Raw genomic sequence first — 12117 nt, forward strand, 5'->3', positions numbered from 1 at the left:
CGCCCAGGGCGTCTATGCCAAACGTGTGCAGACCTGGAAGGACTGGGAAGTCGTATCCTGCGAAGCATAAGCGTCATCAGCTGTCGCCGATAAATCAAGTCAAGGCGTGGAGGTGCAATCTGTGCACCTCCACGCCTTGACTTATCCTCCTCAAGCGCTTGGTTTTGCGACATCACCATGCTGTATACCTTCCGTCAACCCCTATTCGGGGTTAGTACTCGCGAGCAAAGAGAACCTGACGGAGGTATACGAAGCGTGGGGTAAGGGGAGGCAGGGTGGCGGCATCATTAAAACGGAGATCGTAATCCCAGTCGCGTTGAGGAGGATTATAAAGAGCATTTCCCCATTGACCTCTCGCGTGCGAAGGCGTATCGAGGCTAACGAATGACCCACGGTAACGGAAGGTTTTTCCTCCCCAGTCTTCGTGAAAACGTGGGTAGTTCTCAAGACCGCCGTTGTAGGTGCTACCATTTGTTAGGTCTGTGCCAGCCATAAAAGCGGCATTTACTTCTGTATTGCTCGCCGCTGGTTTGACTCCTGCTGCAGGATCAGTGGCAGGCCAAGAATTAGAAAGGATATTTATGGAATCGCATATTATGGCAGCAGGTTTGATGTTATTGACATTGAAACTTCCTTGAACGTACGCAGCTTGATTTGTTACAATTGTAAGACCTTTAACCGCTGGAGCGATCGTATTGCTGCTTCCAAGTGTTGTGGCGTTCTTGACGCGTATGCCATAATTGGTCTGTCTTTTCGCGGCATAGTTGTTTGTGTCTGTATTGCCATCATCAAAGCTAAAATGCCAAGCCATCCCGTTACCTGTTGTGTCATCCAAGGTTAAACTGGCGCCAGTGGAATTTGTGAAGACTTCGGCGGGAGACCTGTATATGCAGTCCATCATTTTTTGCTGGTCGATTTCTATGAGTCTTTGGGTTGCGCGCTCTCGGTTGTCATAAAAGACATTGTCAATAGTCACCGCTCCTATGCAGCTAGGATCACCGAGTCGAGACGTTGCGGCTGCCATAATAATATTGTTCGCGTCTCGAACTTCAGGTACCCAGGTACCGCCCACCAGATGGGCCACAATACGAACGTCTGCCCCAGAAAACAGTTCGTTTTGTCTGTTTGGATCAAGAGAGGAAAGAGGGGGAACAGTAAGGCGGGGTACGGACATTTGAACGCGTCCGTTGTACTGCGTAATATCGGAGGAGGTAATGTCAGTGGTGCCTCCGGCACACGCTCTCAGTGTCTTTGTCGTCGTCGCGCTGTCGGAAAAATTAACTGCACCGCCATCGCACCTGGATGCGTCTTTTCTTCCTCTGCGAATGATGCCACCGGTCGTTACTCGTCCATTAATAGTCAAACCAGTTGAAGGCGAGACATAGAGATTGCCGTTTGTATGAACTCGTCCGTTCAAAGTCATCAACGGGCTGGGATTTATTTCAAGATCATTATTGTAGAAGGCGGCGAACTGGAAGATCGGGACGAGGCGGCTTTGGAATTCCATCTGGAGCTTTGCCTCTACGCCAGATTGCCCAGAAACCTTTGCCTCGCTTACTACACGGTAAGAATACTGTTGATAGTTTAATCCTGCGTAAGTCTCCCCAGAATTAACAACTCCAGTATTCTTGGCAGGGTCGGCGCTCGTCGTATCCAAAACGTACGTTGTGACAGTGCGTCCTCCAAGGGTGAGACTGCTATCGCAAGCAAAGTCTAACGTGCCAAGATTACTCCCTACACATGGGGAAGTGCTGCTGGGGGCTGTCCCTGTAGGGCGGTTGTAATCAATAAACTTTGCTCTTACCTTCTCTGCGCGGAGATTGAGTCCACCTTCGGCGGCATAGAAGCCAGTCATGCTACTGGTGACGTTGGCGGTGTCTCGTCTGTTTCCTAAGGTGATTGTGAGATAGACGAGCACAATTCCCATCAGTATAGTCATGGCAAGCATGACGCTAATGAGGGCATAACCTAAGTTATGATGCTTGGGAATCTGTGTAGTGCTCATTGATCCGCCGAGAATGCGTTGCGGAGAGAGACTTTATTCGACAAGGTGCGCGTTGTTGATCTTCCTGCAAAGGTTGAAGTTCCGGTAAGAGATAAGTTTACATCATTCAAGTCCTTCCAGTTGGCTGATAAAGTAGGGAAGTTTCCGGTAGCAACCGTTCCGTCTTTTAATACCAGGGAGGCTTTCATAGCGCTAATATTTGGTGCCACGGGTTGGTAGCCTGTCTTATTTTCATCCATAACTAAATCTCCGTCCAACACCCTGTATGTTCTTTCTTCTATTACATATAAGACGGGTTCATTGTCAATATCATAATCGTAGTCCCAGTGATCGCCCTCATGATGAATTTTCTGGCCAGAGCTATCCTCATCGTCATAGGTGAACATCTCCCCTCGCTTTAGTTTAGGATCATATATATAAGCTTTTATTTTTCCACCGTTGTCCAGTCTATATTTCTTCCATGTAGTAAGAAGATTTGGGTCGGCGTCTTTGCAGTTGGCTGGGATTTTTGAACTACCATTTTTCGCAATAAAAACGACATCCCGATTAGATCCACCGTTAATATCTTTGCAAACTGGTAGAACGACATCAAGAATATTGCGCCTTAGTATTATAGTGTCGCTAGTCCCAGTCACAACTTCAAGGGAAGGAAAATTGGCTGGGAGCCTCTCTCCTGCTTGGCGTAGATCATTAGTAAGTATAAGAAGGGCGCTCTGTAGATTCTGATTTACATCTACTCGGCGGCTATCTGTATCATATAATTTTCGATTTCCATCAACAAGTGTGAAAGTTAGGACTAGAATGAGACTACTGATGAACATTGCAACCATCAGCTCAACGAGTGTAAAGCCTTGGCTATGGTTTAGCATAATTCACCTCCGTGAAAATAGTTTCTGCACTTGCTATACTCCTATTGTTGAACAAAGCCTTGGCAGTTACCATCCGACTGTTATCAGTACATAGAGAAGCATTTCTACAGTAAGTCGCCTCTATTTTGTAGATAACTCCATTCACGGAGATATCCTCTTGGCCAACCCCACTTGTTGGTATTTTATTGACAGGTGCAGTTCTTAATTTATCAAAGAAACTTTCTATTGCGCTGGTGGCCTGAGATATTCGCTCACTTTCCGTATTCATCTTGAGATTATTAAGGAAGATTGGAACGAAGGCGGACATAATGACTCCCAGAATCAACAGAGAGACAATTGCTTCTATTAATGTAAATCCTTGAGACAATTTCATTGAGTAACCTCAACTGCTCCACCGAGAAAAATACTTATCGTATAAGTAGGAGAACGGGCATCCTTGATTTTTAAAATTGCAGTATTGCTGGCCAAGCCTCTGGAATTGAAGCATACTCTGAATGCTATAGGAGATGTGGCTGAGACTGTTTCAACCTGGCTATTGAGAGTAATGTTATAAGTGCCGGGGAAATTACTCCAGGTTGTTGCGGAGCAATTGGTACCTTGCTGTAGATTTAGAGTTCTTGTAGATGTATTAAAGATGGCCTGAACAGCGCTGGTTGTGCCAATGGCTTTGCTTCGGGCAACTTTTATAGCAGCGCTTATAGCCCTGGCATCACTAAGCGCGGGCTTCTGTAAGAGGCGTAGGCTGGAGGCTATAACTCCAGCCAATATTCCAATAATGGCTATCACCACCAATAGTTCAAGAATTGAAAATCCGGCATTACGGTGTGATGGTTTTGTATTATGAATAATTTCTGCTTGCAAAGGTAAACCGTCCTAAGGAGTAAGAAGTGAAGATTATTGATCCGGTTGCACTGTGAAATTCTTAATCAGCTATTCCTTTTGTGCTCCCCCGTAGACGTTTTTTCCTCCTGCGCTTCACCCCGTCTTCTTCTGCTGTAAGCAGTCGTTTGTGTGATCGCACCGGAGTTATGTCATTGGACGGCTGAGGAGGTTGGAGTAACTCGCCCCGCGCGACACGGGCCAGTTGCGTCTGCCGCTTCGTGCCTGGCAACGTCAGGGTGACGAGCAGTGCGAGAAGTGCGACGATCAGGCCTGCCTGGAAGACGTTCCGGAGCGCCAGCGTCAATGCCTCTTTCAGCCCAACTTCAAATACATCGAGCGCCTGCCTCACTTGTGAACGGGCAGCGTTGAGGCCGTACATGGCGCCGTCGAGGCGGGTACGCTGCGTGCTAAAAATCTCGTTGGCTTCGTTGTTGGGTCCGTCCTTGAGAAGACGCTCCGCGAGGGCGCGGCGTTGGCTGGGGGTACCGATCAGAAGCGCTTCCCGGACCTCAAAAGGCGTGTCATCTGCGCTCAACAGGCGCCGGATCGCGCTGGGTTCTCCTCCCACCAGGGCGTTCTGGAGTTGTTGCTGCTTGTGCCGGTGGCGTTCCCGTACCCAATGAACGATGCCGCCGCCGCTCAGCGGTTCGCGTAGAACCTGGGGCGTCCGCGGGTCGTTCAGAACAATGGCGACGCTCGCAGGGTCGTTGTCCATGATGGCTTTGGTAATGACGCGGCCCCGTTCATCGATTTTGCTGAGGACATCTTCACGAATGCGCTGAATGTTCAATTCGGTCTGGGTGGTCTGGTCGGTGTAGGTTGAAAACTCACTTCGGGTACTTGCAGGAAGTGAATTCAGGACCGTGGTTTTGGTGTGCTGTAAGTTGATGCCGACCGTGGAAGCGAAGATAGACCCCAGTAAGGCGACGCCGCAGACGTTGCCGAGCTGCCGTGCGAAAGTCACGACTGCCGTAGCGGCGCCCGTTTCCTCTGCAGGCGCAGCCTGCTGTGCCGTGAGGGTGTACAGCGGAATGGCTGGTCCTAAGCTCAGTCCCAGAAAGACCATCTTGAGGGTGATGTCCAGCACGCCGGTGTGAACGGTCAGGGTGAAGCCCAGGATGGTCAAGGCCGTGAGCATGAGGCCCAGCGTTGCCAGCATCAGGGACTTTGGTCTTTGGAAGCGGTGGAGCAGTTGGCCCGTGATGACTGTTCCCGCCACAATACCCAGGGAGAGGGGAATGATGGTCGCGCCGGCAGTCATGGCACTCAGCCCGACCACATTGACCAGGTACAGCGGGAGGAAGATCATCGGTCCGAGGAAGACCATGCCGACCAGGAACGCCGCGAGGGTGGCTTTACTGAACAGCGGACTGCGAAAAAAGGCGATGTTCAGCAGGGGGTTCGGTGCGCGCTGCTCCATGCGAATAAAGGCAATGGTCCCCAGGATGGAGAGGAGAACCAGCGCGAACGTAGGCCAGGACAGCCACAAAAAGCCTGCCTGCCCGGGTTCGAGGCGCGGACGCCCCTGCGCGAGCGCGATCAGGAGGGGTATGCTGCCAAGCAACAGTGCTGCTGCGCCCCAGGTGTCGAATGGGCGGCGCGGAGCAAAGGGTCGGTGCGTCCAGCGGGGCATGAACGCCGTAATAAAGATCAACGCCAGGCAAGCAAGGGGGACGTTGATCCAGAAGTTCCAACGCCAACCAAAGGTTTGCGTGATGATTCCTCCTGCCAACGGACCCAGGACACTGGAAAGTCCAAAGGTCGCGCCGATCAGGCCGGTCATGCGGGCCCGCTCTCCAGGAGGATACAGATCGGCGATTAACGCGAAAGCCGTGGTGAACAACGCGGCCGCGCCAACACCTTGTACGGCCCGCATAGCGATCAGGGCACTGACATTCTGCGAGAGGCCGCAGCCAATCGAACCCAGTAGGAAGATGGCAATTCCCGTGAGCAGCACGGGCTTGCGTCCGATTTCATCGGAGAGTTTGCCGTACAGCGGCACGAAGACGGTGGAAGTAATCAAATACGCTGTGGTCAACCACGCATACATGCCGGCGTTGAGGAGCAGGGCACGCTGTATGGAGGGACCAGCCGTTGCGATGATGGTGTTGTCCAGAGCAGCGAGGAACACCGCGAGCATCATGCCCGCGAGGGTGAACCGTATCGATGATGGGAACAGGGCGGACCGGGTTGGCGTCACGGGGAGATCAGGAGGTACGCGTCCTGGCGCGCTGTGTGAGGTGGCGTTGCAGGACGTACCCAGCCATCCAAACCACGCCGGCAATGGCAAGTACTGCGGCGAAAATGATGGCGCTGCTCTGCAGCTTGAGCGTTGCGGCTCCCGCAGCGGCGTACAGAATCGCCGCCGGGAGTGCTCCCGCAGCGGCGGCCAGCATGACGGACGTCCACCGCAGCCCACTCGTCCCGGCGAGGATCGCTGTGGTTTCCGCGAGTAGCGGAACAGGGCGAGTAATGATGATCGCCAGCAAACCCCAGCGCTGCAGGAGCTGCTGTGAGGTTTCGCGGGCATGGAGGGGGATGTGCCGCGTGAGGAAAGGGGAGCCGCGCTTTCCGAGAAAGTATCCGAGCAGGGTCGCACCTATGGTGCCCAGCAGCGACAACGCTGCGCCTATCACGGTGCCGTAGAGCGCGCCGTTGGCAACCATAATCAGGCTGGAAGGTACGGGGAGGACGACATCCGCAATCAGCAGGGAGACGCTCAGCGGCGCGCTGTACACACTGTGCTGGAGCAGAGGAGTCGGATCGGTGAGGAGCGGCACATGCAAGGCCTCAACGATGACAAATAATGCGAGAAAGAAGAAAAGGAAGGCGCTGACAAGAATTCCAAGCTGTTTCATATGAGCGTTCCTATAAGTGAGACGCGGCGGAGGATTTTCCCTGGTATGCTGCTTATATTGGGACAGATGCGTGTGAGGACCGGCGCGCTTACCTTAGAAGTGAAATAAGTATGGTCGCCTGCTTGTGAAGGAGCAAGATCAGACTTAGATCTATTTCAGAGCAGAGTGGAGCCGATGCATCACGAGACATCTTTCAATGTGGCGTCTAGACAAGCGTTCCTGACAATTACCTTGAGTCAGATTTTGCCCATTGACTACTGTGGCCGTTTTTCCCAAACATATTTGTATTGTGGAGGCGTGCTTGATGTAGTATTAAATAATTTAGAGCTGGTCGGTTTCTGAGAAAATGCGTTCGACATAGAGACATAGAAAGCATCAGCCGGTTTTTGGCTGATCTGACTCATTACTCTGCTTTACTCTACTTGGAAATAGGGTGAGGACTGGGTTGGCCTACCTTATCTCATTGTGTTTGCTTTACTTCGGGCCAATGAGCTGGGCAGTGCAGCCCGAGTCAAAGATTTAGACAACGGTGAATCATTCGTCACGTAAAGTAATTTCCAGAACGAGATTATAAAAACCGCTAAAGATAAATACGAAATTTTGTATAAGTTAATATGGCGACTGGGGAAAGTAGTATTTTCCTGCGTTCTCCTTCGTAATCAACACAGATGGGCGTAGCGTCTTGGGAGGTATGGGTTGTTCACCTGCCAGGCTCTTCAAGGTGAGGTGCATGGCATCTGCGATCATACTGGGCGAATAGGTCACGTCGGCAGTAACCAGTGGGTCACCGTCCATGATCTTTTTGACCATTTCCTTCATGCCGCTGCCACCCAGAACGACACGGACATCACGCCGTCCACTTTCGCGTAGGGCTTCTAGTACCCCGAGGGCCATGTCATCGTCCGAAGCCCATACAGCGTCAATTTTGGGGAACCGCGAGAGGTAGCTCTGCATAACTCGTTTGGCGTCTGGTCTGTTCCAGTTGCCGTATTGGTCATCAAGGATTTTGACAGCCGGATATTGCTTTAAAGCTTCCTGGAAGGCGCGGTTACGCTGGTCGTCAATGACGCTTTTCAGTCCTCGGAGCACCACCACATTTCCGCCCTGGGTGCCGAGTTTGGCACCGATATACTGTCCCGCTATTCGTCCAAAACCCACGTTGTCACCTCCAACATAGGCGTTCCGGGCGGTTTGATCGCTGAGGTTGCGGTCCACGACAGTGACAAATACACCTTGATCCACAATCTTCCGTACTGGTGCCGTGAGGGGCTGACTTTCATGTGGAAGAATGATTAGGGCAGCAATCTTTTTTGCAGTACTTAACTCCTGCAGCTGTTTGATTTGTTCGGTGGCATTTGCAGACGTCTTAATAGTGATGTGGTGACGAGGATATAAACGAGCAAGGTATTCTTTTGCTTGACTCGCGTGATAAAGTACGCCTGATGTCCAGCCATGATTTGCGGCAGGAATTGATACTACGACTTCGGCGATGTCTTGTGTCTGAGCTTGTACGCCTGAGCCAAGCGATAGCGAAAAAATCAAAGACAAAGCGAGGGTAGTTTTCAAGGTCTTCCTTCCTTTCCAATACAAGCAGGTTCGGATACAAGCTGCGCAGTTAAGCAGACACAGATCTAATTAAGTCCAACGCGTTAATTTATAGTAACTATCGTAGTCCACTGGAATCAAGAACTGAATGCCTGCTGTTAGTCTTTCTTTAGGCTTAGCAACCGACTTCTGTCGAAATCAAGCTTGAAATGGTCTGACAGATTTTTCGCGTATTTTCGCAGCCTGGCATTATCATATGAGAGGGTATGGAGATTTATTTCGTCCCCCCATATGCTGACCACAAAGGACCAATCGTAATTGAGTGCGAAGGCATTGGGAAGAATAATATCTTTATTTCTAAAAAACATCCAGCAATATTGTTCCTCTATATAGAAATCTTCATCCAAAGGATTTTTTATTATGGGGGATGTAATCGGACCCAGTACGTCCCACGCCGATTTTACTGCGATCCGCTTCGCTTCTTCTAGCTGAATGGTATTCAAGTTTCTCACTGGAAAGCCTTTCCTATCTGACCTGGCTTATATTGGGTAGATTTGGAAGTTTTAGCCCGGACAACCCACAAACTTTGCCTACGCCATATGAGGGAGATCATCTCGGAGAAGCAGTTCCTATGAGTAAAAGCTTCAACGCTATCAGTGGCGGGCCTAAAATTCATGCAATCACTTGGAATAAAAGTGAACCATCAAAATTATTTGAACCGAACGTATGGAATTTAATTGTTCTTATTCTGTAGTAATTAAGCTTCTTTGAGTTAAATGAACGCTTAATGCAGACCCTTAAGGTATTCGGTTCGTCTTTTGTATCGAAAGTCGTCTGGGTCTGCATTGAGCGTTGAGCAACGCTACCGAGCCGTGCAGTTCCAACCGATCCTGCTGTTTCGTATCAATCCTCGACAGTTGGACTGCACGGAAGTAGTGGCTCACTGGTGTTCGGGAGGGACGTGGGTGAGGCCGGGCGGCGTTGCGCGAGGAGGGTCCGGGCCCAGTGGAGGAGACGAAACGTGGGCAAGTTCGAGGGTTGATCCTGGCACGACCATCAGCCCTCAGTTCCCATCGCGCGGAGTAGATCATCCATGTAAACGCCTGCGCGAGTGGTCGGGCGAACGATGGAGGTGGGTTGGAGACGAGGGTAGAGCTGGGTGAGGGCGGCGGTGTGGTTGTGGTACGCGGGGGCAGTCTGGAGAGGTGAAACGGGAGTGCCGACCGTTCTGAGAGCTTGCATGGCCGAGGTCAGATCGGGATACAGTCCCGCAGCGGGCATCGCGAGAATGGCTGCACCGTCTGCTGCTCCAGGTTCATGGGCCGGTCGTTCGACGCGGCTCCCCAGCGCTCCCGCCACCAGACCCAACCAGAAGTCACTGCGGGCTCCACCCCCGGTGGCGAGGAAAGTGGTCACCTGCGTGAGGGGACGCATGACCTCATAGGTGTCTGCGAGCGCAAACGCTGTGCCTTCGAGGAGGGCACGGGTGAGGTGTCCCCGACCGTGGGCCAGCGAGAGCTCCAGCCACGCCCCCCGGAGGTCCGGGTCCATGTAGGGACTGCGTTCTCCCGCCAGGTAGGGCAGGAAAACTGGATTTCTCGGTCCCGCCGGTACCTGCTGCGCTTCGGTCAGTAGGGTCTCAAAGCTCACTTCCGGGCAGATCTTGTCCCTCATCCATTGCAGTGCTCCTGCGCAGGACAGTGTGACCCCCAGCAGGTGATATCCCCCGTCAGCATGCGCAAACAGGTGAACCCGTCCTTGCGGATCCGGCGTAGCCTGCGAGAGGGGTGCGAACAGCACCCCACTCGTTCCCAAACTCACACTGCCCAGGTCTGGACGCGCAGAACTCAGGCCCAGTGCGATTCCGGCTGCGGCGTTGTCGCCGCCTCCAGCGACCACCGGCAGATTCGTCGGAAGGCCTGTGAGAGCGGCCAGGTCTGCCCGGAGCGAGCCCGTGACGTCCCAGGACTTCACCACCTGCGGGAAAAGGTGAACAGGGAGGTTCAGGGCGTCCAGTACTCCGGCGTCCCAGTCCCGGCGATCCAAGTGAAGCGCACCGACGCCGGAGGCGTCACTGGGCTCCGTGGCCATGACCCCCGTCAGGACGTACCCCAGGTAATCCTTGGGCAGCAGCACATGCGCGAGGCGGGCAAATGCAGTGGGTTCCTCGTCCCTCAACCACAGAATCTTGGGCAGTTGAAAGCCCGTGACTGCCCGGTTGCCGGTGCGGGCAATCAAGTCAGCGCGCGGAACAGTGCGCTCGATGCGCTTCACCTGGGCGGCGGTGCGCTGATCGTTCCAGAGGGGAGCGGGACGGATCACCTCACCCTGGGCGTCTAGAAAGACTGCGCCGTGCATCTGCCCGCTCAGGCCCAGGGCAAGGGGGACGGCCCCTAGAGCCTGCAGTTGCGCAGCGATCTCCCGCAGGGCGTCCAGGCTGGCGTTTTCCCAGTCCTGGGGGCGCTGTTCGGTCCAGCCGGGGCGGGGTGTGAGCAGGGGGTACGTTCGGCTACTGTGCGCCACCACCTGCCCCTGCGCGTTTAGGGCCACGACCTTGACGCCACTGGTACCCAAGTCCAGCCCAAGAGTGACGGGAGGGTGGGTCACGCCGTCGTCACCATCTGCCGTTGAGCGGTGTTGGCCGCGTTGCCCCGCACGCCGAGGAGGAGTTCGGCAGTGAGCTGATCGAGGTGTTCGAGGCCCAAGCCACGCTGTCCCAGTGCTCCCCTGTCAAAGGTGCGGCCCTTAAGCGCCTGGGCATTCGCAGTCGAGTAGGACTTGCTGAGCGCTTCGAGTTCAGCGTCTTGCACCCTGTAGGCCTGCAACGCTGCCTGAATCTCGGGGTCAGCGTTGAACTGCGCCACCTTGTCCTTGAGGATGAGGTAGGTGCGCATGCAGCCCCGGGCAAAGGCCCAGACCCCTTCGGCATCTTCGGTTCTCAATGCGTGGGCGTCAAAGTGTCGGGGACCGCCGTACCCACTGTCTTCCAGCAGTTTGACCGTGAAAAACGCGCCCTTGGGGTTCTCGGCCCCGAAGCGCAGGTCCTGATCGAAGCGCCCCATCTTCTGATCGTTGAGGTCAATGTGAAACAGCTTGCCCGCGTCGATCGCCTGGGCGATGGCGTGAGGAAACGAGAGTCCTGCCATCGTCTCATGGGCAAACTCGGGATTGACCCCGAACAGCTCCGGTTGTTCGAGGGTGGCAATGAAGCCCAACGCCGAGCCGACGGTGGGCAGGAAGATGTCCCCCCGCGGCTCATTTGGCTTGGGTTCCAGAGCAAACCGGTAGTTGTACCCCTGGTCCTGGCTGTACTGCGCCAGAAAGTTGAGGCTGTCGCGGAACCACGCAAGGGCATCGAGCAGTTTGCCGCTGCCATCGACTTCGGTGCCTTCACGGCCGCCCCAGAAGACGTAGGTCTGCGCCCCGAACTCGGCACCCAGATCCATCGCCTGCATCGTCTTTTGCAGGGCGTAGGCGCGCACGCGGGCGTCCGCGCTCGTGAACGCCCCGTCCTTGAAGGCGGGATCGGTGAAGAGGTTGGTGGTCGCCATCGGGACGACGAGACCAGTTTCGTTTAGGGCAGCGCGGAAGTCGTTGGCGATGCGGTCACGCTCAGCGGCGGAAGCGTCGATGGGCACCAGATCGTTGTCGTGGAAGGTGACCCCGTACGCGCCGAGTTCGGCGAGCTTGCGGACGATATCAGGCGCGGAGAACCCGGGACGGGTGGCTTCTCCAAAAGGGTCGCGCCCAGTCTGACCGACGGTCCAGAGGCCAAAGGTGAATTTGTCAGCAGGTGTGGGTGTGTAGTTGGTCATGGCAGGTCCTTTCAAGGTCACAACGCGGAAAGCGTTTGAGAGTTACGTCTCCGCAAAGGTCTCGTGTAATTGCGAATGGAGTTTCCCCGCTCCGCTGGAATACGGCATCACCGACTCCGGCAAACCCGGGTGCATTTAGGCTT

Annotated in this window: 9 protein-coding genes; all 9 read right to left on the reverse strand. The window is 54.0% G+C overall.

The window, feature by feature from the left end:
• Positions 1-211 precede the first annotated feature (211 nt).
• A complete protein-coding gene (locus tag B9A95_RS31210) occupies positions 212-1939 on the reverse strand; it encodes a hypothetical protein (RefSeq protein WP_139806300.1) in 1728 nt (575 codons plus the stop codon).
• 62 nt (positions 1940-2001) lie between these two features.
• A complete protein-coding gene (locus B9A95_RS00100) occupies positions 2002-2874 on the reverse strand; it encodes a PilW family protein (RefSeq protein ID WP_084044944.1) in 873 nt (290 codons plus the stop codon).
• Positions 2861-3247, reverse strand: coding sequence for a type IV pilus modification PilV family protein (locus B9A95_RS00105; protein ID WP_084044945.1), 387 nt, complete (start codon positions 3245-3247; stop codon positions 2861-2863). The genes B9A95_RS00100 and B9A95_RS00105 overlap by 14 nt, the downstream gene beginning before the upstream one ends.
• Positions 3244-3735 (reverse strand): pilus assembly FimT family protein, encoded by a 492-nt coding sequence (locus tag B9A95_RS00110; protein ID WP_084044946.1) that lies wholly within the window; start codon positions 3733-3735, stop codon positions 3244-3246. Before B9A95_RS00110 ends, B9A95_RS00105 begins: the two co-directional genes overlap by 4 nt.
• Positions 3736-3796: 61 nt before the next feature.
• Positions 3797-5899, reverse strand: a complete 2103-nt coding sequence (locus B9A95_RS00115; RefSeq protein ID WP_084044947.1) for an MDR family MFS transporter — start codon at positions 5897-5899, stop codon at positions 3797-3799.
• 64 nt (positions 5900-5963) lie between these two features.
• The gene (locus B9A95_RS00120; protein ID WP_245808074.1) at positions 5964-6536 is read right to left on the reverse strand and encodes a VTT domain-containing protein; all 573 of its coding nucleotides are present in this window, start codon (positions 6534-6536) and stop codon (positions 5964-5966) included.
• Between the two features lie 687 nt (positions 6537-7223).
• A complete protein-coding gene (locus B9A95_RS00125; RefSeq protein ID WP_084044949.1) occupies positions 7224-8180 on the reverse strand; it encodes a substrate-binding domain-containing protein in 957 nt (318 codons plus the stop codon).
• A gap of 1035 nt (positions 8181-9215) precedes the next feature.
• Positions 9216-10766: a xylulokinase gene (gene xylB, locus B9A95_RS00130; RefSeq protein ID WP_084044950.1), complete on the reverse strand. Its 1551-nt coding sequence runs from the start codon at positions 10764-10766 to the stop codon at positions 9216-9218.
• Positions 10763-11974: a xylose isomerase gene (gene xylA, locus B9A95_RS00135; RefSeq protein WP_084044951.1), complete on the reverse strand. Its 1212-nt coding sequence runs from the start codon at positions 11972-11974 to the stop codon at positions 10763-10765. Before xylA ends, xylB begins: the two co-directional genes overlap by 4 nt.
• Between the last annotated feature and the right edge of the window lie 143 nt (positions 11975-12117).

The organism is Deinococcus hopiensis KR-140, from assembly GCF_900176165.1.
GTDB classification, from domain to species: domain Bacteria; phylum Deinococcota; class Deinococci; order Deinococcales; family Deinococcaceae; genus Deinococcus; species Deinococcus hopiensis.

Coding starts and splice junctions, on each gene's coding strand:
- B9A95_RS00105 (WP_084044945.1), bottom strand. CDS start 3,247: ATGAAATTGTCTCAAGGATTTACATTAATAGAAGCAATTGTCTCTCTG.
- B9A95_RS00100 (WP_084044944.1), bottom strand. CDS start 2,874: ATGCTAAACCATAGCCAAGGCTTTACACTCGTTGAGCTGATGGTTGCA.
- xylA (WP_084044951.1), bottom strand. CDS start 11,974: ATGACCAACTACACACCCACACCTGCTGACAAATTCACCTTTGGCCTC.
- B9A95_RS00115 (WP_084044947.1), bottom strand. CDS start 5,899: ATGATGCTCGCGGTGTTCCTCGCTGCTCTGGACAACACCATCATCGCA.
- B9A95_RS31210 (WP_139806300.1), bottom strand. CDS start 1,939: ATGACTATACTGATGGGAATTGTGCTCGTCTATCTCACAATCACCTTA.